A 21,249-nucleotide genomic window follows, 5' to 3' on the forward strand; every position below is an offset into this window, starting at 1 on the left:
GCCGGCAGCAACAAGCTACGGGGCGGTATTTGCTATACTCTCTTGAACCCGTACGTATTAACGGCGATAATTCGCCCAACAAGCAGTCACCCTATTCAAACCCTTCCTCGTCGGGCCTAACGACGCGGAGGGGTTTTTTTATGTGCATTTTTAACTATATCGCCTGTAAAAAGAGGTCACACCCATGAGCACTTTAGGTCATCAATACGATAATTCCCTGGTCTCTAACGCGTTTGGTTTTTTGCGTCTGCCGCTGAACTTCCAGCCGTATGACAGCGACGCCGACTGGGTGATCACCGGCGTTCCTTTTGATGCGGCAACCTCCGGTCGCGCGGGCGGGCGTCACGGCCCGGCGGCGATTCGTCAGGTTTCCACCAACCTGGCCTGGGAAGGTAACCGCTTCCCGTGGAACTTCGATATGCGCGAGCGCCTGAACGTTGTCGACTGCGGCGACCTGGTTTACGCCTTTGGCGACGCGCGCGAAATGAGCGAAAAACTGCAGGCGCATGCGGAAAGACTGCTGGCGGCCGGGAAGCGTATGCTCTCCTTCGGCGGCGACCACTTCGTCACTCTGCCGCTGCTGCGCGCTCATGCGAAGCACTTTGGCAAAATGGCGCTGGTGCACTTTGATGCCCATACCGATACCTACGCCAACGGCTGCGAATTTGACCACGGCACCATGTTCTTCACTGCGCCGAAAGAAGGTCTGATCGATCCGAATCACTCTGTGCAGATCGGTATTCGTACGGAGTTCGACAAAGACAACGGGTTTACCGTACTGGATGCCTGCCAGGTGAACGATCGTTCCGTGGATGACATCATCGCTCAGGTGAAACAGATCGTCGGCGATATGCCGGTGTATCTGACCTTCGATATCGATGCGCTGGATCCGGCGTTTGCACCGGGAACCGGTACGCCGGTGATCGGCGGACTGACCTCCGATCGCGCGATCAAGCTGGTGCGCGGCCTGAAGGATCTGAACATCGTCGGCATGGACGTGGTGGAAGTGGCGCCGGCCTACGATCAGTCCGAGATCACCGCCCTGGCGGCGGCGACCCTGGCACTGGAAATGCTCTACATCCAGGCGGCGAAAAAAGGCGAATAAACCTTACGCGCTCACTGCTGCTGCGCGACGCATGCGCAGCAGCAGCATTCCTCCGGCCAGCAGCGTGATCGCCTGCGAGGCCACCAGTACTGAAAATCCTGAACTCACCGATCCCGCCGACTTCATCACCATTCCCATCAGCAGCGGAATAAATGCCGCACAGATGTTACCCACGCCGTTAATAATGCCGTAGGCGCTGCCCACCGCCTGGCGCGGCGCATGATGCTGCACCACCGCCGGTATCGCCGCGCCCTGCAGTCCCCAGAAGATATTGGCCGACAGCATAAACAGCGCCAGCAGGGCCGGCTGCTGGCTAAGCATCAGCGCTATAACCGAACAGGCGGTCAGCAATCCGCCGACGATAAACAGCAGCGGCGCCTGCTCCGGGCGCAGCTTATCGAGCAGCACGCCGCCGAGAAATTTCGAACCGAGGCTGAGCAGGAAAGGGATCGCAGCCAGCAAACCGGTGGCCTGCAGCGAAAAGTGGTGCTCATCACGTAGCCAGGCCGGCAGCCAGGCGCTGCTGCCCCACAGATAGCTGAGAGTGGCAATCTCAACCAGCAGGATCCAGCCGAGAAGCGGCGTATGCCAGGCCAGCAGAAAGGTCTGGCGGAAGCCGGGACGGGCGCTGTTCATCGGGGCTGCCGGCGCCGGTAAGAAGCGCCAGATCGCTCCGCCGCCGAGGACCAGGTTGAGCCCCGCCAGGCTGTAAAACGATCCCATCCACCCCTGGTGCTCGACTAAAAAAGTGACCAGCGGAAAGCCCAGCGCCAGCCCCAAAGAGACCCCCAGGGCGGTGACGGCATTGGGCTTGCCGATCTCTTCGGCAGAGAAGTTATCGCTAATAAAGCGCGTTTTAAGGGAAAACAGCGGACCTTCCGCGATCCCGAGGATAATCCGCGCCAGCAGCATCCCCATCAGCGAGCCCAGCAGCGGCGAGATGGCGCAGATCAGCGCCCATATCACCACGCTGCTTAACAATCCCTGTCGATAATGCAGCTTACTTTCTATAACTGGTGTTAATAATAATGCCGAGAATCCATAACCCAGAAGAAAACAGGTCATCAGCATTCCCTGTAACATTCTGTTTTCATTTAAATGAAAGTGGCTGGCAAAATCGGGGTTAAGAATCATCACCGAAATATTCACCCGGTCAATGTAAGAAATAATTATAAGTAGCAATAATGCGATTGTTCCCTGCCATTTTGCGGTCATCGTTATTCTTCTTCCTCACTCATTGATGGATCGTTATTATTATTTTTAAATAGCAGTGATAATCACGCATGTAAAATGGTTCATCAGTGAAACTCATTGTTTTAAATGATTAATTTAAACTTGTGTTTCATGGGTGAAACTTGATGACGCACTGCTTTTATCATTTTTAATGACTATTTAGAAAGAAAGTCAATAGCTATTCACGAGGTTTTTAGCGAGCGCTTAATTTAATTCCATATCACTCTTTAAATATCACAATTTCATATTGCCACTTTTTTTCGTGATCAATTGCACACTTAGATAATTAAACCGCGCTTGGTTAACAAATTCTTCACATTGCCGCTTGACGAAAGATTGAACGCTTTTATATTGACCGTATTAAATAAGAAACAGAGTTTCATATATGAAACAAAAGCCTGGAGGATCGTGATGAGCTGGATAGGCGTATGTGACGCAGAGCAAGTACAGGAAGATTTCCCTTATAGCGGCAACATCGACGGTAAAGAAATCGGTATTTATCTGATTGATGGCGAGTACTACGCGCTGGAAGACGTGTGTCCACATGCCTATGCGCTGTTAAGCCAGGGATTTGTCGAAGACGGCAAAGTGGAATGCCCGCTGCACGAAGCGGTATTCGACGTTAAAACCGGCCAGTGTCTGCATGGCCCCGGCGGGCGCAACCTTAATCGTTATCCGGTGCGGGTATACGACAATCAGATCCAGATTACCTTTATCGAGGAGAACGTGGCATGAGTGAATCCCTGGATTTTAACCCGGCGCTGCCGGAAAGCCGCCAGTTTACGCCGCCTGCTGAAGGCGGGAACGGCAACATCCATAAGCCTGGCGATTATCACAACCTTATCTGGCAAACCCGCAGTCGCGTTGCGGAAAGCTGGGAGCTGGAACTTATCGCGATCCTTGAAACGCTTTTCGAACAGGGGGCGGAGAGCCTGACGCAGCTGGTGGACGGGCTGAATGCCCTGAAGATGCACGATCGGCAAGGCGATGCCTGGAGCGAAGAGAGCTTTCGGGTGTTTTTGCAGGTAAACGGATACTGAGGGCACGGCGATGACGACAACGGTACAAAACTATCTCGATAAAGGTTTACGTGGCCTGTGGTATCCGGTTCTGGCGAGCTGGGAAGTGCAGTCCGCTCCGGTGGGTATTACCCGTCTCGGCGAACAAATTGTGGTGTGGCGTAACAAGGACGGAGAGCTGCAGGCGCTGGAAGACCGCTGCCCGCACCGCGGTGCCCGTCTGTCGATGGGCTGGAATCTCGGCGATCGTATCGCCTGCTGGTATCACGGCGTGGAAGTGGCCGGGAATGGCGAAGTTAAAGATGTTCCGGCGGTCGACAAATGTCCGCTGGTGGGCCAGCAGTGCGTGCGCAGCTACCACGTCCAGGAAGCGCATGGCGCGATATTCCTGTGGTTTGCGGCCACCCCCGACCAGCAGCCCGAGCCGCTCACCTTCCCGGAAGAGCTGGCCGATAGCGACAAATACAGCAACTTCCTCTGCACCGCCGCGTGGAAATGCAACTATCAGTACGCGCTGGAAAACGTGATGGACCCGATGCACGGCACCTACCTGCACTCCTCTTCGCACTCAATGGCGGAAGGCGACCGTAAAGCTGACATGGTGCTGCAGCCAACGAAAACCGGCTTTATCTTTGAGAAGAAAGGCCAGAGCGGCGTCAACTTCGACTGGGTCGAGCTGGGCAACAGCGGCGCTTACTGGATGCGCTTGTCAATCCCGTACAAAAAGCGTTTTGGGCCGGGCGGCCACTTCTGGATCGTCGGCATGGTGGTGCCGGAAGATAACGACAACTGCCGGGTCTTCTTCTGGCGTATTCGCGGCGTGCAGGGCTGGCAGCGCGATCTGTGGCGCTTTATGTATCGCAACCGTCTGGAAAAACTGCACTGGGAAGTGCTGGAGCAAGATCGCGTGGTGCTCGAAAGCCTGGCGCCGAACGCCCGCGATCACGAATACCTGTATCAGCATGACGTCGGCCTTTCCCGTCTGCGGCGGATGATGCAAAAAGCGGCGAAAGAGCAGCTGGCCGCGCGCGAAGAGCAGCAGGGAGCGGCCTGATGAACGGGCTGTTAACCGGCAAACGTATCGTGATTACCGGCGCGGCGCGCGGTCTGGGCTTTCATTTTGCCAAAGCCTGCGCGGAGCAGGGCGCTGACGTCGTGATGTGCGACATCCTGCAGGGCGAACTGGCGGAGAGCGCTCATCGTCTATGCGAGCAGGGTTATCGCATTGAATCACAGGCGATCGATCTGGCCGATGCTTCATCCATCGAGGAGGCGTTCCTCGCGATCGGCGAACGAGGAAAGATCGACGGCCTGGTCAATAACGCGGCGATGGCCACCGGCGTCGGCGGTAAAGACATGATCGACTACGATCCGGATCTGTGGGATCGGGTGATGTCGGTAAACGTCAAAGGCACCTGGCTGGTGACCCGGGCGGCGGTACCGCTGCTGCGCGAAGGGGCCGGGATCGTCAACGTCGCCTCCGACACCGCGCTGTGGGGCGCCCCCCGGCTGATGGCCTACGTTGCCAGCAAAGGGGCGGTGATCGCCATGACGCGCTCGATGGCCCGCGAACTGGGCGAGAAGCGCATACGTATTAACGCCATCGCGCCGGGGCTAACCCGCGTGGAGGCAACGGAATATGTCCCTGCCGAGCGCCATCAGCTGTACGAGAACGGGCGCGCGCTGAGCGGCGCCCAGCAGCCGGAAGATGTGACCGGCAGCGTGGTGTGGCTGTTAAGCGACCTGTCGCGGTTTATCACCGGACAGCTGATCCCGGTCAACGGCGGATTTGTTTTTAACTAAAGAGGCGAGGCGGTATGGCAAACGTTCAGGAAGTGAAATACCTGGTGCCGGGGCTGGAGCGGGGACTGCAGCTGCTGCTGGCATTTGGCGAGCAGCATCGCGATCTGACCTTTGCCGAGCTGCATCGGCTGGTGGATATGCCGAAAGCGACCGCCTATCGCGTGGTGCAAACGCTGGAGTATATGGGGTTTCTCGAGCGCAACGCGCGTACTAATACCTTCTCGCTGGGGATGAATGTCCTGCGTCTGGGTTTTGAATATATTGCTTCACTGGATGTGGCGCAGGTCGGCCAGCCGGTGATAGAGCAGCTGCGTGATACCAGTCAGTGCAGCAGTCATCTGGCGATCCGCGACGGTCGGGACATTATTTACATCGCCCGCGTCAGCGCCGCCGGCTCACGGATCAATCAGGTCAGCATCGGTACCCGCCTGCCGGTTCACTGCACCTCGCTGGGCCGCATGTTGCTGACCGATGTCTCGCGCGGCGAGTTTGAGCAGCTGTTTCCCGATGAGCGGCTGCCGGGCAATACGCCGGGGCAACTTCACGATCGCGAAGCGCTATGGCAGATGGTGCAGCAGGATAAAGCGCGTGGCTATGTGATTGGCGAATCTTTCTACCGCCACGGCATCTCCTCTATTGTTTACCCGGTCTACGATCGCAGCGGTCGGGTAGCGGCGGTGGTCAGTATTCTGGTGCCGTCGGATGAGATCCCGCAAAGCGATCGGGAACGGCTGCAAAGCGACGTCAGCCTGGCGGCGGACAAAATTTCTGGCTTTTTAGGCTACCTGTCACAAGCCAGTTAAATCAATAAGTTAACATCAGGCGCTTGAGTGCGTCGGGGATGTTTTACGCCCAAATCAGGGCGACAGAACGGTAAAGAGGCTACGAACGATGAGTGTAACCGGAATTGAAAAGCTGGAATTTGGCGTCGACGACCTGACTCATTGCGCCAGGTTTATGCGTGATTTTGGCCTGGCGGGCGACGCCAGCGGCCAGCGTTTTACTACCTTAAGCGGCGCGCGGGTGGAACTGAACCCGATCCATAGCCCGGATCTGCCGCCGGCCTTTGAAGCGGGTAACACCCTCCGCCGTATGACCTGGGGCGTGGCGGATCGGGCGGCGCTGGATGCTCTGCGGCCCAAACTGTCCCGCCAGCCCGCTTTTCGTGAGATTGATGGTGCCCTGGAGTGCCAGGATCCGAACGGCATGACGCTGCGCGTACAGGTCACTCAGCAAGTCGCGGTGACGCTGAACGTTGAGCCGATTAACCAATGGGGCGATGTGCGCCGGATTGATACGCCCAGCCCGGTATATGACGGCGCGCAGCCGATCAACGTAGGCCACGTGGTGTTCTTCGTCGAAGAGCTGGCGGCGGTCGAGGCCTTCTATCGTGACGTGCTCGGTTTCCAGGTTTCCGATCGCTACATCAATCGTGCGGTATTCCTGCGCTGCGGCGTACGCGGCGGCCACCACAACCTCTTTTTATTGCAGCTCCCCAACCGCAAGCGCGGCCTGAACCACGTGGCCTTTACCGTCCGCGATATCCATGAAGTGATTGGCGGCGGCATCGCGATGAATAAGAACGCGTGGAGCACCTTTATTGGCCCCGGCCGTCACCCGGTCTCTTCCGCCTATTTCTGGTACGTCAACAGCCCGACCGGCGGCGCTTTTGAGTACTACACCAACGATGATTTCCTGACCGAGAACTGGCGCCCGCGCGAGCTGGAACACTCGCTGGTCTCCTTTACCGAGTGGGCGGTGGAAGGTGGGATCGACCACGATACCCGCCGCCAGCAGAAAAAGCCGGAGGCGGTATGACGGCGCGGATAGTCATTATCGGCGGCGGCCAGGCGGGGGGCTGGGCGGCAAAAACCCTGCGTGACGAAGGCTACGACGGTGAGATTTGCGTGGTGGCGGAAGAAGAGTGGGATTTTTACGAGCGTCCGCCGCTGTCAAAAGCGACGCTGCTGGAAGCCGATGCGCCGCTGCCGCGTCTGTTCAGCGAAGAGGTTCAGCAGGCGTTAAACCTTCGCTGGTTCCGCCCGCTGCGCGCTGAGGCCATCGATCGCCAGAGCAAAAGCGTTCATCTGAGCAACGGCGAACAGCTCGGCTATGACCAGCTGCTGATCGCCACCGGCGGTCGTGCCCGCCTGCCCGGCGAAGCCTGGGCGAAACAGCCTCAGGTTTACACGCTTCGCCACTGGCAGGATGCGCAGCGCCTGAAGCAACGGCTGGCGACCACCGCGCGGCTGGCGATTGTCGGCGGCGGCTGGATTGGTCTTGAGATTGCCGCCTCGGCGCGAAAAAGCGGCGTCGCGGTCACCTTATTTGAACAGCAACCGCTGCTGTGTATGCGTTCGGTAAGCGCGGAAGTGTCGCAGGAACTTGAACGGATCCATCGCGATCGGGGCGTCGATATTCGCTGCGGCTGCGGCGCGCTGGAGCTGGAGGATGATGGCGGTCGGCCGGTAATTCACTGCGATGGTCAGCGGGAAATCTTTGATGCGGTGGTGGTAGGGATCGGCGTCGATCTCAATCTCGAACTGGCGCGGGACGCGGGACTGGCGGTCGAGCGCGGGATCGTTGTCAACGCCCTGGGGCAGACCAGCGATTCGGCGATCTTCGCGATCGGAGATGTGGCGCAGCATCACCAGTATGGTCTGTGCATCCAGTCCTGGGCCTTTGCCCAGAATCAGGCGGTGGCGACGGCGAAAGCGATGCGGAACCCGCAGGCGGCCGGCTACGCCGACGCGCCGTGGCTGTGGTCGGATCAATATGCCGACAATATTCAGATCCTCGGCATTCCGCAGCCGGGAACCCGGACGGTGGTTCGCCGCGATCCCAAAGGGCCGCTGTTTTTCTCGATCGATGCTGACGGTCGCCTGACTCAGCTGGTGGCGTTTAACGACGCCCGCACCGTCAAGCTGGCGAAACGCTGGATGGCTACGGGGAGAGATCTTTCCGCCGTACCGCTCGATGACCTGGCCTTTTCGCTGATGTCATTGCGATAAGACCCGCGCACCCTTAAGGGGGAGAGATGACCACATTAGAGACAAACACCGCGCCGCTTGAGGCAGGCGGTGAGGGCGTCCACACGCCTGAAAAAGCGGTCCGCTGGGCGATTCCACTGTCGCTGCTGGCCTGCGTACTGCTGGCGTTCTTCGACAAAATCAGTATTGCCGCGCTGTTTTCCGATAGCCATTTCCAGCAGGCGATGGGGATGGATTTTGACACCACGCGGCTGGGGATTCTGATGAGTGCCTTCCTGCTGAGCTACGGGTTTTCCTCGGTGCTGCTCAGCGGGCTGGGCGACCGTATCGCGCCGCTGCGCCTGCTCACCGGGATGATGATGGTGTGGTGCATTTTAATGGTGATGATGGGCTTCACCCATAACTACACCGTGATGGTCACCCTGCGCATTCTGCTCGGCATTGCCGAAGGACCGCTGTTTCCGCTGGCGTTCGCCATCGTCCGCCACACCTTTCCGCAGCGGCTTCAGGCGCGGGCCACCATGCTGTGGCTGCTCGGGACACCGGTCGGCGCGGCGATTGGTTTTCCGCTGTCGATTTGGTTGCTCAATACCTTTGGCTGGCAGAGCACCTTCTTTGTGATGGCGATGCTGACGGTGCCGGTGCTGATTTTCGTGCGCATCGGCCTGAGCGGGGTGCAGCTGGAGAGCAAAGCGTCCGGCGAAAAGGTCTCCCAGGAGGCGCGCCGCGCGGCGCGGCGGGAGCTGTTCGTCAGCCCGCATTTCTGGATGATTTGCGTGTTTAACATCGCCTTTCTGGCCTATCTGTGGGGCATCAACGGCTGGCTGCCGGGCTATCTGATTAAAGGCAAAGGTATCCATCTGGAGCATGCCGGTTGGCTGTCGTCAATGCCGTTTATCGCCATGCTGCTGGGAGAAGTGATCGGCGCCTGGCTCTCCGATCGTCTTGATAAACGCGCGGCTGCCTGCTTTATCTCGCTGGCCGGGGCGGCGGTTGGCCTGGCGGCGGTGATGCACTTCGCCACCCCGCTGACGGTCATTGCGGCGATGAGTTTCAGCACCTTTATGTGGGGCACCGGCGCACCCAATATTTTCGCTCTGCTGGCCAAGGCGACCCATCCCCGGGTCAGCGCCACGGCGGGGGGCATTTTCAACGGGCTAGGGAACTTTGCGGGCGCCCTGTCGCCGGCGGTGATGGGGGCGCTGATCGCCTTCACCCACAGCATGGATTCCGGGCTGATTTTTCTGGCGGTGATGGCGGCGGTGGGCTGCGTCCTGTTACTGCCGCTGCTGAGACGTTACTGAGGATAAAACGATGACTGATTCAACCGTAACTGCAAAACAGGGTATCAAACCGGAACATCTGACGATGGAAGAGTGGGTAGAGTCGCGTATCGCGCGCTTTGAGGGACGGAAATATGACTGGAACGCGCTGAAATTCCAGGCCGATTTCGACCCGAAATATCGTCGCGCCCAGATGCGCTATATCGGCACCGGCGCCACCGGCGTGGCGAGCGATACCAATACCGTCGCGGCGGAAAACTTCACCTTCTCCACCATGGTGCTGCCGGCGAAATGTGAAGGGCCGCTGCACCTGCATGATGATGTGGAGGAGGTGTTCTTCATGCTCAAAGGGCAGATAACGCTGATGATTCAGGATGGCGACAGCTATACCGAAACCGTGCTGCGCGAGCGCGATCTGATCTCCGTCCCGGCGGGTATCTACCGCGGGCTGTTTAACCACGGTGAGGAAGAGGCGCTGATGTGCGTGATGCTGGGCACCCGCAAGCCGAATATCCCGACCTATCCGGAAGATCACCCCCTGTCGAAAGTAAAACGGAATTAAGGAGGCGGTATGACGGGTTTTCGTGAACAAGGGCACGGCACGCCGCTGGTGCTGTTACACGGCATCAGCTCCGGCGCGGCTTCCTGGCATAAACAGATGGCGCTGTCCGGCTATCGCGTGCTGGCCTGGGATATGCCCGGTTATGGCGAAAGCCCGATGCTGCCGGTTGAGCAGGCGAATGCGGGCGATTATGCCGATGCGCTGGCGCGCCTGCTGGACCACGCCGGCGTTGAGCGGGCGGTAGTGGTGGGGCATTCGCTCGGTGCGCTGGTGGCCAGCGCCTTTGCGGCGAAGTATCCCCGCCGCGTGCGCTATCTGGTGTTAGCCGATGTCGCACAGGGGTACGGCCAGGCGGAGCCGGAACAGCGGGAAAAAGTCTGGCAGAGTCGCCAGCAGCTGATTGCGTCAGGCGCAGAACGGCTGGCGCAAAACCGGGCGGCGAAGCTGTTGCATCCCTGTGCGGCGGAGGCCGATGTCGCCACCGTTGCCGCCGGAATGCGCAAGCTGCGTCGTGAGGGCTATCTGGCCGCGGCGTGGATGCTGGCGCACGACGATATTCACCGCTGGCTTGGCGATTATCACGGCCGGTTTGAGGTGTGGTGCGGTGAGCAGGACGCTATCACGCAGCCGGAGCTGGTGCGTGGTCTGGCGCTACGCTACGGCATGGGTTACACGGCGATTCCGCACGCGGGGCACGCCAGCTATCTCGATAATGAAACCTTTTTTAATCAACAGCTTTTACGGGTAGGGGAAGAGGTGCGCGATGAATGCACAAATTGAAGGCCGTGTAGCGGTAGTCACCGGAGGATCGTCAGGGATCGGCTTTGAAACGCTGCGTCTGCTGCTGGGCGAAGGGGCGAAAGTCGCCTTTTGCGGCCGCAATCCCGACCGGCTCGCCAGCGCGCATGCCGCGTTGCAGAACGAGTATCCCGGAGCGGAGGTTTTCTCTTACCGCTGCGACGTCCTGAAAGAAGACGAGGTGCAGGCCTTTGCCGATGCGGTAGCGGATCGTTTTGGCGGCGCGGACATGTTGATCAACAACGCCGGGCAGGGCTACGTGGCGCATTTTGCCGATACCCCGCGCGAGGCGTGGTTGCATGAGGCAGAGCTGAAGCTGTTCGGGGTGATTAACCCGGTAAAAGCCTTTCAGGCGCAGCTGGAGCGCTCGGATATCGCCTCGATTACCTGCGTGAACTCGCTGCTGGCGCTGCAGCCGGAAGAACACATGATCGCCACCTCCGCCGCCCGCGCGGCGCTGCTTAACATGACGCTGACGCTGTCGAAGGAGCTGATTAGCAAAGGCATTCGCGTGAACTCCATTCTGCTCGGCATGGTGGAGTCCGGGCAGTGGCAGCGACGCTTTGAAAACCGCGCGGACAAGCGCCAGAGCTGGCCCGAGTGGACAGCGGATATCGCCCGTAAACGCGGGATCCCAATGGCGCGGCTCGGTAAGCCGCAGGAGCCTGCGCAGGCGCTGCTGTTTTTGGCCTCGCCGCTGGCATCGTTTACCACCGGCGCCGCGCTGGATGTCTCCGGCGGTTTTTGCCGTCACCTGTAAGGAGCCATCATGAAAAAAATTATGCTTATCGGCTATGGCGCCATGGCGCAAGCGGTGATTGAACGGCTGCCCCCGCAGGTCACGTTAGGCTGGATTGTCGCCCGGGAGGCTCACCATGCGGCGATTCGCGCCCGCTTTGGCGATGCGGTGACGGTACTTGACGATCCGCAATCCTGTACGGAAGCCCCGGATCTGGTACTGGAGTGCGCCAGCCAACAGGCGGTCGCGCAATATGGCGAAGCGATTCTCGCGCGCGGCTGGCATCTGGCGGTGATCTCCACCGGCGCGCTGGCCGATAGCGCGCTCGAACAGCGTTTATATCAGGCGGGCGGCAGGCTGACGCTGCTCGCTGGCGCGGTGGCCGGCATTGACGGACTGGCGGCGGCAAAAGAGGGCGGTCTTGAGCGCGTGACCTATCAGTCGCGCAAAAGCCCGGCCAGCTGGCGCGGAAGCTACGCGGAAATGCTCATCGACCTCAATGCGGTCAGCGAAGCGAAAATCTTTTTTGAGGGCAGCGCCCGCGAAGCGGCACGCCTGTTTCCGGCGAATGCCAACGTGGCGGCAACCGTGGCGCTGGGGGGTATCGGCATGGACGACACGCGGGTGCAGCTGATGGTCGATCCGGCCACGCGGCGTAACACCCACACGTTACATGTTGAAGGCGCGTTCGGGGAGTTTCGCCTCGAGCTGAGCGGTTTGCCGCTGGCCGACAATCCTAAAACATCGACCCTGGCGGCACTGAGCGCGGTACGCGCCTGCCGTGAACTGGCGCAACGCTAAGAGGCGGCAATGGACGAATTAACGATTTTTATCGGCGGTCGCTGGCGCCACGGCGGCGGCAATCTGATGCACAGTTACTTTCCGGCGGACGGTTCGGTGAACGCAACGCTGCGGGCGGCCAGTCTCGACGATCTGCAGGAAGCGATGACCTGCGCCGAGCGTGCCTGGCGGGAACCAACGTGGCGCAACATGCTGCCCCATCTGCGGGCAAAGATCCTGCATAAAGTGGCGGATATTATCGAATCCCGTCTTGATGAGTTGGCGCGGATGCAAAGCCGCGACAACGGCAAGCCGCTGGCGGAAGCGCGAGGCCTGGTGATGAGCGCGGCGGGCAGCGCCCGCTACTTCGCCGCCGCCTGCGAGCTGCTGGAAGGAGAGCTGCCGACGCCGCGTCAGGCAGACCTGCTGACCCTGAGCCGCTACGAGCCGCTGGGCGTGGTGGCGGCGATCACCCCGTGGAACTCGCCGATCGCCAGCGAAATGCAAAAAGTGGCGCCGGCGATCGCCGCCGGCAATGCGGTGATCCTCAAACCCGCGGAAGCGACGCCGCTGATGGCGCTGGAGCTGGCGCGGATCTTCGAGCAAGCCGGTTTGCCTGCGGGGCTGCTGAGCGTGCTGCCGGGGAAAGGATCGGTGATTGGCGATGCGCTGGCGCGTCATCCGCTGGTGCGCAAAATTTCGTTTACCGGCGGCACCAGCACCGGACGTCATCTGGCGCACGTCGCGGCGGAAAAGCTGATCCCGGCGTCGCTGGAGCTCGGCGGAAAATCGCCGACCATCGTGCTGGAAGATGCCGATATCGAACAGGCGGCGCGGGGGATCTGCTACGGCATTTTCAGCTCAGGCGGCCAGGCGTGCATCGCCGGTTCGCGGCTGTTTGTGCATGAAAAAGTTTACCCGCAGCTGATGGCGCGGCTGCTGGAGCTGACGCGCGGACTGCGTATTGGCCATCCGTTCAGCGACGATACCCACATCGGGCCGCTGATTAATGAACAGCACCGTGACGGCGTGCTCGCCTACGTCGAACTGGCGAAACGCGAAGGCGGGCGGGTGCTGTGCGGAGGGGAGATTCCGGCCGATCCGGCGCTGGCGGCGGGCAGCTACTTCCAGCCGACGATCGTCGAAGGGCTGACGAATCAGGCGCGGGTCTGTCAGGAAGAGATCTTCGGCCCGGTGCTGGTGGCGATACCCTTCAGCGATGAGGAGACGCTGATCCGCGAAGCCAATGACTCGGTCTATGGTCTGGCGGCGGGGATCTGGACGCGGGATAGCGGGCGCGCCCTGCGCTTAAGCGAACGTCTGGAAGCCGGGACGGTGTGGATCAACACCTATAAGGTTTTCTCTATTTCGACCCCGTTCGGGGGCTTTAAAGAGAGCGGTCTGGGCCGCGAAAAAGGGATTCAGGGGCTGAAAGCCTGGATGCAACAAAAGAGCATTTATCTGGCGACGGGTAATAGCGTGAATCACTGGTGCGATTGAGAGAAGGGTGAGCAATGAGCGAAATGATAACCGTCGGCGAAGCCATCGCCAGAACGCTGGAGCAGTACAACGTTGAGGCTATTTACGGCGTCATCTCTATTCATAACCTGCCGGTTGCCGATGCCATTGGCCAGCGCGGCAATATCCGCTTTGTTCCGGCGCGTGGCGAGGCCGGTTCGGTGACCATGGCCGATGCCCACGGTCGCTTTTCCGGCCTTGGCGTCGCGCTAACCAGCACCGGCGCCGGGGCGGGGAACGCAGTCGGGGCGCTGGTGGAGGCGATGAATGCCGGTACGCCGCTGCTGCATCTGACCGGTCAGGTAGAGAAAACCTGGCTGGATGCGGATACCGGGTTTATTCACGAAACCCGCGATCAGCTGACTTTCCTGAAAGCCAGTTCGAAACGCGCGTATCGCATCAGCAACGCCAACCAGGCGATCGCCATTTTGCACAAGGCGATTCAGGAAGCGCGGACGCCGCCGTGCGGGCCGGTATCGGTGGAGATCCCGATTGATATTCAGGGAGCCAGTATTCCCCTGGCGCTGGTCACCGCCCCGCTGCACATCGCGCCGGCGCCGCCGGTTGCTCAGACAACGGTGGATACCCTGTGGGCGCAGCTCAGGCAGGCGAAACAGCCGCTGCTGTGGCTGGGCGGCGGAGCTATCGGTAGCGAAGCGGCGGTGAAAAAACTGGCGGATGCGGGGATCACCGTGATCTCCAGTACTCACGGGCGCGGCGTGCTGCCGGACAGCCATCGCGCCAGCCTGCGCGCCTTCCATAATTCGCCTTCCGTTGAGGCGCTGATGGCGCAATGTGATTTCACCCTGGTCGCGGGCTCGCGTTTGCGCAGTAACGAAACACGTTCCTGGACGCTGGAACTGCCGTCACCCCGCGTACAGATTGATATCGATCCGGCGGCGGCCAGTCGTAACTATCTGATGGACAATACGCTGATCGCCGATTGTCCGGCTTTACTGGCGGCGCTGGCGGCAAAAGCGCAGGGGCGTGAATGGGGCAATGGTCACTGGGACGCACAGGTAAAAGAGGCGGTGACGCTGGCTGAGCACGGGCTACGTGAACAGTGCGGCGCCTATGCCCGGCTGAATGATGCTATCGAACAGGCGCTGCCTGATGACGGCATTCTGGTCCGCGATATCACCGTCTCCGGCAGCCTGTGGGGCAGTCGCTTGTTCCGTGCAAATGGCCCGCTGATGAACGTGCATTCGCTGGCGGGGGCGATTGGAATGGGGCTGCCGATGGCGATCGGCACGGCGATTGCCAACCCGCAGCGTAAGATAGTCGGCCTGGTCGGCGACGGCGGTCTGAGCCTGAACCTCGGAGAGCTGGCGACGCTGGCGCAGGAAAAAGCTAACGTCACGCTGATTATCATGAACGATGGCGGCTATGGCGTTATGCGCGGTATTCAGGATAAGTATTTCGGCGGTCGCCAGTATTACAACGAACTGCACACGCCGGATTTCACGCTGCTGGCACAGGCTATCGGTCTGCAGGCGTGGAGCGTGGAGCGAGCGGAGGATTTCACCTCGGTGATGACCGAAGCGCTGGCGACGCCGGGGCCGTCGGTGGTAGAGGTCAGGATGGGGCAGATTGGCGCGCTGCGTTTTGCCGGACCGCCGCAGAAGACGCTGTACTAAGCTCTCTTCCCCTCTCTGCGGCGCAGAGAGGGGAAGAGGAGATTATTTAATACCGTCTGCCTTCATGCGATCGCGGATATGCTGAGCACGTTCTTCGGAGGCCGGGTGATCGTCAAACATTGAACTTTGACGCCCGGCTTCCAGTTTAGCCAGCTTCTCGAAGCTGGTGGCCAGTCCGCCCGGATTAATCCCGCGTTTACGCAGCAGGTCGTAGGAGTAGTCGTCCGCTTCGGACTCCTGGCGCTGGGAGAACTGCGAGTTCACCAGCTTTTCGCCCAGATCGCCAAGTTGAGATTGCGACAAGCTGCCGACGATACCGCCCGCCGAGGCGGCGGCGGCGCGAACGGCGTTGGTGCCGAGCGCAACCTGCATACCTTTCTTCACGTGGCCGAGGGCGACGTGGCCCATCTCATGGCCGATTACCGCTTCAACTTCGTTATCGTTCATGATGTCCATCAGGCCGCTATAGACGCGGATGCAGCCATTAGCCATCGCGAACGCGTTGACGTCCTTGGTTTCATACACTTTGTAATTCACCGGCTGGCCGTTGATATTGTCGCCCAGCGCGGCGGCGATTTTATTCAGACGCTTGCTGTATTCGCTGCTGGCCGGCGACAGGGTGGCTTTGCTATCCATCTCTTTGCAAGCCTGGTCACTTAAGCTTTTAACCTGAGCATCGCTCAGGGAATAGGCCTGAAAAGCTTCGGCGCCCGAACTGAGAAGGGCGTTAGAGTCCATGTTCTGACATCCGGTGAGGGTTGCTGCGATCCCAAGGGCAAGAATAGTTGAGCGAATTTTCATTTTTATCTTCCACACTCGTTCGATGATCTGACTGAAAAAGGCAACAATAAGGCTGTCGCATCCTGTACAAATTATAAAGACTATTGCGCGGCGCGGGCGAGAGGATTCCGGGGCAGCACAACGTGTTCCGGAGATTTCTTAAACCACAAAAGGATGCTCCATGTACATGCTTTCGCGCTTGGGTTACATTGTTGACACTTTTTTCTGGCGTAGCCCAAAACGCGCTCTCGTCAAGTCGTTAAGGGTATGGCCTTCAACAGTCCGAACTGGAGTCAAAATGTCCTCACGTAAAGAGCTTGCTAACGCTATTCGTGCGCTGAGCATGGATGCTGTACAGAAAGCCAAATCCGGCCACCCGGGTGCCCCGATGGGTATGGCTGACATTGCCGAAGTCCTGTGGCGTGATTTCATGAACCATAACCCGCAGAACCCGGCCTGGGCCGACCGCGACCGCTTTGTGCTGTCCAACGGCCACGGCTCCATGCTGATTTACAGCCTGCTGCACCTCACCGGTTATGATCTGCCGATCGAAGAGCTGAAAAACTTCCGTCAGCTGCACTCTAAGACGCCGGGCCACCCGGAAGTGGGCTACACCGCTGGCGTAGAAACCACCACCGGCCCGCTGGGTCAGGGTATTGCTAACGCCGTGGGCATGGCTATCGCGGAAAAAACGCTGGCCGCGCAGTTCAACCGTCCGGGCCACGATATCGTTGACCACTTCACCTACGCCTTCATGGGCGACGGCTGCATGATGGAAGGGATCTCTCACGAGGTCTGCTCCCTGGCCGGTACCCTGAAACTGGGTAAACTGGTGGCGTTCTATGATGACAACGGTATCTCCATCGACGGTCATGTGGAAGGCTGGTTCACCGACGACACCGCTAAACGTTTCGAAGCCTACGGCTGGCACGTGGTGCGCGGCGTTGACGGTCACGACGCAGACGCCATCAAACGTGCAGTAGAAGAAGCGCGTGCGGTCACCGACAAACCGTCCCTGCTGATGTGCAAAACCATCATTGGCTTCGGTTCCCCGAACAAAGCGGGCACCCACGATTCTCACGGCGCGCCGCTGGGCGATGCAGAGATTGCGCTGACCCGCGAACAGCTGGGCTGGAAATACGCGCCGTTCGACATCCCGTCTGAAATCTACGCACAGTGGGATGCGAAAGAAGCAGGCCAGGCGAAAGAAGCGGCCTGGAACGAGAAGTTCGCTGCTTATGCGAAAGCCTTCCCTCAGGAAGCCGCTGAATTCACCCGTCGTATGAAGGGCGAAATGCCGACTGACTTCGACGCCAAAGCCAGTGAATTTATCGCTAAGCTGCAGGCTAACCCGGCGAAAATCGCCAGCCGTAAAGCGTCGCAGAATGCGATTGAAGCGTTTGGCCCGCTGCTGCCGGAATTCCTCGGCGGCTCTGCTGACCTCGCGCCGTCCAACCTGACTCTGTGGTCTGGTTCGAAAGCGATTAACGAAGACACCGCCGGTAACTATATCCATTACGGCGTGCGCGAATTCGGTATGACCGCGATTGCCAACGGGATCTCCCTGCACGGTGGCTTCCTGCCGTACACCTCCACCTTCCTGATGTTCGTGGAATATGCCCGTAACGCGGTGCGTATGGCGGCGCTGATGAAACAGCGTCAGGTGATGGTCTACACCCACGACTCCATCGGTCTGGGCGAAGATGGCCCGACGCACCAGCCGGTAGAGCAGGTGGCGTCCCTGCGCGTGACCCCGAACATGTCCACATGGCGTCCGTGTGACCAGGTGGAATCGGCGGTGGCGTGGAAATATGGCGTTGAACGTCACGACGGCCCGACCGCGCTGATCCTCTCCCGTCAGAACCTGGCGCAGCAGGATCGTACTCCTGAGCAGCTGGCGAACATCGCTCGCGGTGGCTACGTGCTGAAAGAGTGCGCCGGTCAGCCGGAGCTGATCTTCATTGCCACCGGCTCTGAAGTGGAGCTGGCGGTGGCCGCGTGGGACAAACTGACTGCCGAAGGGGTGAAGGCGCGCGTGGTCTCCATGCCGTCTACCGACGCGTTCGACAAGCAGGATGCGGCGTACCGTGAATCAGTGCTGCCGAAAGCGGTCTCTGCTCGCGTGGCCATTGAAGCCGGCATCGCCGACTACTGGTTCAAATATGTCGGCCTGAATGGCGCTATCGTTGGCATGACCACCTTCGGTGAGTCTGCGCCGGCAGAGCAGCTGTTCGAAGAGTTCGGCTTCACCGTCGACAACGTGGTCGCGAAAGCGAAAGCGCTGCTGTAGTCGTTATCTGCCCGCTTATCCGGGCGATAACAGCAGAAAAAGCCGGGCTAAACGCCCGGCTTTTTTTTGACGCCGTTATTCCCGATAGCCGCCGACAGATTGCGTATTATTCCATCCAAAATGTGATGTACGTCAGATAACTCACTTCTTCCGCTGGACAGACATTCCTTTTATTCCTCGTTTCGCTTATTCTAGCTGAAGCGTTTCAGTCGTTTAAATGTTCGACAATTAATCAATCAGTCGCAGTTTGCGACGGGTAAGGTTTCCCTTCGGGCGTTGCTGGATTACTCTGTCAGCCATCTCAAATCAGGGACAACCTTGCAGGAGACCTATGACCATACGCATCGCGATTAATGGCTTCGGTCGCATAGGACGCAACGTGGTTCGCGCTTTATATGAATCCGGGCGTCGTGCGGAAATTACCGTGGTGGCAATCAACGAGCTGGCGGATGCCGCGGGCATCGCGCATTTGTTGAAATATGACACCAGCCATGGGCGCTTTGCCTGGGATGTTCGCCAGGAGAGAGAGCAGCTGTATGTCGGCGATGATGCCATACGTCTGCTGCATGAACCTTCGATTGAGGCGCTGCCCTGGCAGGAGCTGGCGGTTGATATTGTTCTCGATTGTACCGGTGTTTACGGCAGCCGTGAGCATGGCGAAGCCCATATTCGGGCAGGGGCAAAGAAAGTGCTCTTTTCCCATCCCGGCAGCAGCGATCTTGACGCGACCGTTGTATTTGGCGTGAACCATGATGAGTTGCGTACGGAGCATCGTATTGTTTCCAACGCCTCCTGCACGACCAACTGCATTATCCCGGTCATAAAACTGTTAGATGATGCCTACGGCATTGAGTCAGGAACGGTAACGACAATCCACTCCGCCATGCACGATCAACAGGTGATCGACGCTTATCATCCGGATCTGCGCCGTACGCGCGCGGCCAGCCAGTCGATTATTCCGGTCGATACCAAACTCTCTGCGGGGATCACGCGAATTTTCCCGCAGTTTAACGACCGTTTCGAGGCAATTGCGGTCCGCGTACCGACGATTAATGTGACGGCGATTGACCTTAGCGTGACGGTGAAAAAACCTGTAAAGGCTAATGAAGTCAACCAGTTGCTGCAAAAAGCAGCACAAGGTGCATTTCATGGTATAGTTGACTATACGGAATTGCCGTTGGTCTCGATAGATTTCAACCACGACCCACACAGCGCCATCGTTGATGGCACCCAAACCCGGGTCAGTGGTGCTCATCTGATCAAAACATTGGTCTGGTGTGATAATGAATGGGGCTTTGCTAACCGGATGCTCGACACGACGTTAGCGATGGCCGTTATTGGTTTCAGGTGAGACATCCCTGCGCAACATTGTTCGTGATGGAGCGCATGGCGTCTGCAAAACTTTAAGAATCATTGAGAGGATTCACCATGTCTGTAATTAAGATGACCGATCTGGATCTGGCTGGTAAACGCGTTTTTATCCGTGCCGATCTGAACGTACCAGTCAAAGACGGGAAAGTAACCAGCGACGCGCGTATCCGTGCTTCTCTGCCGACCATTGAGCTGGCGCTGAAACAGGGTGCTAAAGTGATGGTCACTTCTCACCTGGGTCGTCCGACCGAAGGCGAGTACAACGAAGAATTCTCTCTGCTGCCGGTTGTTAATTACCTGAAAGACAAACTGTCTAACCCGGTTCGCCTGGTTAAAGATTACCTGGATGGCGTTGAAGTTGCCGCCGGTGAACTGGTCGTTCTGGAAAACGTTCGCTTTAACAAAGGCGAGAAGAAAGACGACGAAGCGCTGTCCAAAAAATACGCGGCGCTGTGCGACGTGTTCGTTATGGACGCCTTCGGTACTGCACACCGTGCGCAGGCCTCTACCCACGGTATCGGTAAATTCGCCGATGTTGCATGTGCTGGCCCGCTGCTGGCCGCTGAACTGGACGCGCTGGGTAAAGCGCTGAAAGAGCCGGCTCGCCCGATGGTTGCCATCGTGGGTGGTTCTAAAGTTTCCACCAAACTGACCGTTCTGGATTCCCTGTCTAAAATCGCTGACCAGCTGATCGTCGGTGGCGGCATCGCCAACACCTTCGTTGCCGCTCAGGGCCACAACGTGGGTAAATCCCTGTACGAAGCTGACCTGGTTGACGAAGCGAAACGCCTGCTGACCACCTGCGATATCCCGGTTCCGACCGACGTTCGCGTGGCAACTGAGTTCTCCGAAACGGCGACCGCGACGCTGAAATCTGTTAACGACATCAAAGATGACGAGCAGATCCTGGACCTGGGCGATGTTTCTGCACAGAAACTGGCTGATATCCTGAAAAACGCTAAAACTATTCTGTGGAATGGTCCGGTTGGCGTATTCGAATTCCCGAACTTCCGTAAAGGGACTGAAATCGTGGCTAACGCCATCGCTGACAGCGAAGGTTTCTCCATCGCCGGCGGTGGTGACACCCTGGCAGCGATTGACCTGTTCGGCATTTCGGACAAAATTTCCTACATCTCCACTGGCGGCGGCGCATTCCTCGAATTCGTGGAAGGTAAAGTCCTGCCAGCAGTAGCTATGCTTGAAGAGCGCGCTAAGAAGTAAGTTTGATCAGGCGGGGAAATCCCGCCTGTTTTACAAATAAAATTCAATTTGTTGCTCTAAATAATTCGTGTTGCCGGAAGGTGGCGACAGCGCGAACGCCAGGTTCTTACGTAACCGGGG

General features: G+C 58.7%; 20 protein-coding genes. 18 read left to right on the forward strand and 2 right to left on the reverse strand.

Annotated features, from left to right (window positions below; all coding sequences use genetic code 11):
* Nucleotides 1–184 precede the first annotated feature (184 nt).
* On the forward strand, nt 185–1,105 hold the full coding sequence (gene speB / locus Q1L34_RS03930) for an agmatinase (protein ID WP_004867471.1): 921 nt from the start codon (nt 185–187) through the stop codon (nt 1,103–1,105).
* A gap of 3 nt (nt 1,106–1,108) precedes the next feature.
* On the opposite strand, the gene Q1L34_RS03935 is transcribed toward speB, so the two are convergent.
* On the reverse strand, nt 1,109–2,320 hold the full coding sequence (locus Q1L34_RS03935) for an MFS transporter (RefSeq protein ID WP_048023400.1): 1,212 nt from the start codon (nt 2,318–2,320) through the stop codon (nt 1,109–1,111).
* A 429-nt stretch (nt 2,321–2,749) separates the two neighbouring features.
* Between Q1L34_RS03935 and Q1L34_RS03940 the strand changes: the two genes are divergently transcribed.
* From Q1L34_RS03940 to Q1L34_RS04005, 14 genes are all read left to right on the forward strand, one after another.
* Nucleotides 2,750–3,073, forward strand: coding sequence for a Rieske (2Fe-2S) protein (locus tag Q1L34_RS03940; protein ID WP_004151769.1), 324 nt, complete (start codon nt 2,750–2,752; stop codon nt 3,071–3,073).
* Complete coding sequence (locus Q1L34_RS03945; RefSeq protein WP_325939281.1) at nt 3,070–3,378, forward strand: recombinase-like helix-turn-helix domain-containing protein; 309 nt, start codon at nt 3,070–3,072, stop codon at nt 3,376–3,378. Before Q1L34_RS03940 ends, Q1L34_RS03945 begins: the two co-directional genes overlap by 4 nt.
* Nucleotides 3,379–3,388: 10 nt before the next feature.
* Nucleotides 3,389–4,411 (forward strand): aromatic ring-hydroxylating oxygenase subunit alpha, encoded by a 1,023-nt coding sequence (locus Q1L34_RS03950; RefSeq protein WP_004867464.1) that lies wholly within the window; start codon nt 3,389–3,391, stop codon nt 4,409–4,411.
* Complete coding sequence (locus tag Q1L34_RS03955; protein WP_327204364.1) at nt 4,411–5,160, forward strand: SDR family oxidoreductase; 750 nt, start codon at nt 4,411–4,413, stop codon at nt 5,158–5,160. Before Q1L34_RS03950 ends, Q1L34_RS03955 begins: the two co-directional genes overlap by 1 nt.
* 14 nt (nt 5,161–5,174) lie before the next feature.
* Nucleotides 5,175–5,963 carry an IclR family transcriptional regulator gene (locus Q1L34_RS03960; RefSeq protein WP_004867460.1) on the forward strand — a complete coding sequence of 263 codons (789 nt, stop codon included), beginning with the start codon at nt 5,175–5,177 and terminating at the stop codon, nt 5,961–5,963.
* Between the two features lie 88 nt (nt 5,964–6,051).
* Complete coding sequence (locus tag Q1L34_RS03965; protein ID WP_004867458.1) at nt 6,052–6,978, forward strand: VOC family protein; 927 nt, start codon at nt 6,052–6,054, stop codon at nt 6,976–6,978.
* Nucleotides 6,975–8,171 (forward strand): NAD(P)/FAD-dependent oxidoreductase, encoded by a 1,197-nt coding sequence (locus tag Q1L34_RS03970; RefSeq protein ID WP_097358232.1) that lies wholly within the window; start codon nt 6,975–6,977, stop codon nt 8,169–8,171. The genes Q1L34_RS03965 and Q1L34_RS03970 overlap by 4 nt, the downstream gene beginning before the upstream one ends.
* Before the next feature lie 26 nt (nt 8,172–8,197).
* The gene (locus Q1L34_RS03975) at nt 8,198–9,454 is read left to right on the forward strand and encodes an MFS transporter (RefSeq protein WP_004867453.1); all 1,257 of its coding nucleotides are present in this window, start codon (nt 8,198–8,200) and stop codon (nt 9,452–9,454) included.
* Nucleotides 9,455–9,464: 10 nt separating this feature from the next.
* Nucleotides 9,465–9,995 carry a cupin domain-containing protein gene (locus Q1L34_RS03980; protein WP_004867451.1) on the forward strand — a complete coding sequence of 177 codons (531 nt, stop codon included), beginning with the start codon at nt 9,465–9,467 and terminating at the stop codon, nt 9,993–9,995.
* A 9-nt stretch (nt 9,996–10,004) separates the two neighbouring features.
* Entirely contained in the window at nt 10,005–10,775 is a 771-nt protein-coding gene (locus tag Q1L34_RS03985; protein ID WP_048023408.1) for an alpha/beta fold hydrolase, read from the forward strand.
* Nucleotides 10,759–11,553, forward strand: coding sequence for an SDR family oxidoreductase (locus tag Q1L34_RS03990; protein WP_015585763.1), 795 nt, complete (start codon nt 10,759–10,761; stop codon nt 11,551–11,553). The genes Q1L34_RS03985 and Q1L34_RS03990 overlap by 17 nt, the downstream gene beginning before the upstream one ends.
* A 9-nt stretch (nt 11,554–11,562) precedes the next feature.
* Nucleotides 11,563–12,333 (forward strand): aspartate dehydrogenase, encoded by a 771-nt coding sequence (locus tag Q1L34_RS03995; protein WP_004867444.1) that lies wholly within the window; start codon nt 11,563–11,565, stop codon nt 12,331–12,333.
* Nucleotides 12,334–12,342: 9 nt separating this feature from the next.
* Complete coding sequence (locus Q1L34_RS04000) at nt 12,343–13,812, forward strand: aldehyde dehydrogenase (RefSeq protein WP_118842432.1); 1,470 nt, start codon at nt 12,343–12,345, stop codon at nt 13,810–13,812.
* Nucleotides 13,813–13,826: 14 nt separating this feature from the next.
* Entirely contained in the window at nt 13,827–15,467 is a 1,641-nt protein-coding gene (locus Q1L34_RS04005) for a thiamine pyrophosphate-binding protein (RefSeq protein ID WP_032718233.1), read from the forward strand.
* A gap of 42 nt (nt 15,468–15,509) precedes the next feature.
* On the opposite strand, the gene loiP is transcribed toward Q1L34_RS04005, so the two are convergent.
* Nucleotides 15,510–16,268, reverse strand: coding sequence for a metalloprotease LoiP (gene loiP / locus Q1L34_RS04010; protein WP_004867438.1), 759 nt, complete (start codon nt 16,266–16,268; stop codon nt 15,510–15,512).
* Between the two features lie 277 nt (nt 16,269–16,545).
* Here loiP and tkt point away from each other — a divergent pair, with 277 nt between their 5' ends.
* From tkt to pgk, 3 genes are all read left to right on the forward strand, one after another.
* Nucleotides 16,546–18,537 carry a transketolase gene (gene tkt / locus Q1L34_RS04015; RefSeq protein WP_320420195.1) on the forward strand — a complete coding sequence of 664 codons (1,992 nt, stop codon included), beginning with the start codon at nt 16,546–16,548 and terminating at the stop codon, nt 18,535–18,537.
* A gap of 331 nt (nt 18,538–18,868) precedes the next feature.
* Nucleotides 18,869–19,888, forward strand: coding sequence for an erythrose-4-phosphate dehydrogenase (epd, locus tag Q1L34_RS04020; RefSeq protein WP_015585767.1), 1,020 nt, complete (start codon nt 18,869–18,871; stop codon nt 19,886–19,888).
* Nucleotides 19,889–19,965: 77 nt separating this feature from the next.
* A complete protein-coding gene (gene pgk, locus Q1L34_RS04025) occupies nt 19,966–21,129 on the forward strand; it encodes a phosphoglycerate kinase (protein ID WP_004867431.1) in 1,164 nt (387 codons plus the stop codon).
* Nucleotides 21,130–21,249 lie beyond the last annotated feature (120 nt).

The sequence above is a fragment of the Klebsiella ornithinolytica genome, from assembly GCF_030505655.1.
GTDB classification, from domain to species: domain Bacteria; phylum Pseudomonadota; class Gammaproteobacteria; order Enterobacterales; family Enterobacteriaceae; genus Klebsiella; species Klebsiella ornithinolytica.

Coding starts and splice junctions, on each gene's coding strand:
- speB (WP_004867471.1), top strand. CDS start 185: ATGAGCACTTTAGGTCATCAATACGATAATTCCCTGGTCTCTAACGCG.
- Q1L34_RS03935 (WP_048023400.1), bottom strand. CDS start 2,320: ATGACCGCAAAATGGCAGGGAACAATCGCATTATTGCTACTTATAATT.
- Q1L34_RS03940 (WP_004151769.1), top strand. CDS start 2,750: ATGAGCTGGATAGGCGTATGTGACGCAGAGCAAGTACAGGAAGATTTC.
- Q1L34_RS03945 (WP_325939281.1), top strand. CDS start 3,070: ATGAGTGAATCCCTGGATTTTAACCCGGCGCTGCCGGAAAGCCGCCAG.
- Q1L34_RS03950 (WP_004867464.1), top strand. CDS start 3,389: ATGACGACAACGGTACAAAACTATCTCGATAAAGGTTTACGTGGCCTG.
- Q1L34_RS03955 (WP_327204364.1), top strand. CDS start 4,411: ATGAACGGGCTGTTAACCGGCAAACGTATCGTGATTACCGGCGCGGCG.
- Q1L34_RS03960 (WP_004867460.1), top strand. CDS start 5,175: ATGGCAAACGTTCAGGAAGTGAAATACCTGGTGCCGGGGCTGGAGCGG.
- Q1L34_RS03965 (WP_004867458.1), top strand. CDS start 6,052: ATGAGTGTAACCGGAATTGAAAAGCTGGAATTTGGCGTCGACGACCTG.
- Q1L34_RS03970 (WP_097358232.1), top strand. CDS start 6,975: ATGACGGCGCGGATAGTCATTATCGGCGGCGGCCAGGCGGGGGGCTGG.
- Q1L34_RS03975 (WP_004867453.1), top strand. CDS start 8,198: ATGACCACATTAGAGACAAACACCGCGCCGCTTGAGGCAGGCGGTGAG.
- Q1L34_RS03980 (WP_004867451.1), top strand. CDS start 9,465: ATGACTGATTCAACCGTAACTGCAAAACAGGGTATCAAACCGGAACAT.
- Q1L34_RS03985 (WP_048023408.1), top strand. CDS start 10,005: ATGACGGGTTTTCGTGAACAAGGGCACGGCACGCCGCTGGTGCTGTTA.
- Q1L34_RS03990 (WP_015585763.1), top strand. CDS start 10,759: ATGAATGCACAAATTGAAGGCCGTGTAGCGGTAGTCACCGGAGGATCG.
- Q1L34_RS03995 (WP_004867444.1), top strand. CDS start 11,563: ATGAAAAAAATTATGCTTATCGGCTATGGCGCCATGGCGCAAGCGGTG.
- Q1L34_RS04000 (WP_118842432.1), top strand. CDS start 12,343: ATGGACGAATTAACGATTTTTATCGGCGGTCGCTGGCGCCACGGCGGC.
- Q1L34_RS04005 (WP_032718233.1), top strand. CDS start 13,827: ATGAGCGAAATGATAACCGTCGGCGAAGCCATCGCCAGAACGCTGGAG.
- loiP (WP_004867438.1), bottom strand. CDS start 16,268: ATGAAAATTCGCTCAACTATTCTTGCCCTTGGGATCGCAGCAACCCTC.
- tkt (WP_320420195.1), top strand. CDS start 16,546: ATGTCCTCACGTAAAGAGCTTGCTAACGCTATTCGTGCGCTGAGCATG.
- epd (WP_015585767.1), top strand. CDS start 18,869: ATGACCATACGCATCGCGATTAATGGCTTCGGTCGCATAGGACGCAAC.
- pgk (WP_004867431.1), top strand. CDS start 19,966: ATGTCTGTAATTAAGATGACCGATCTGGATCTGGCTGGTAAACGCGTT.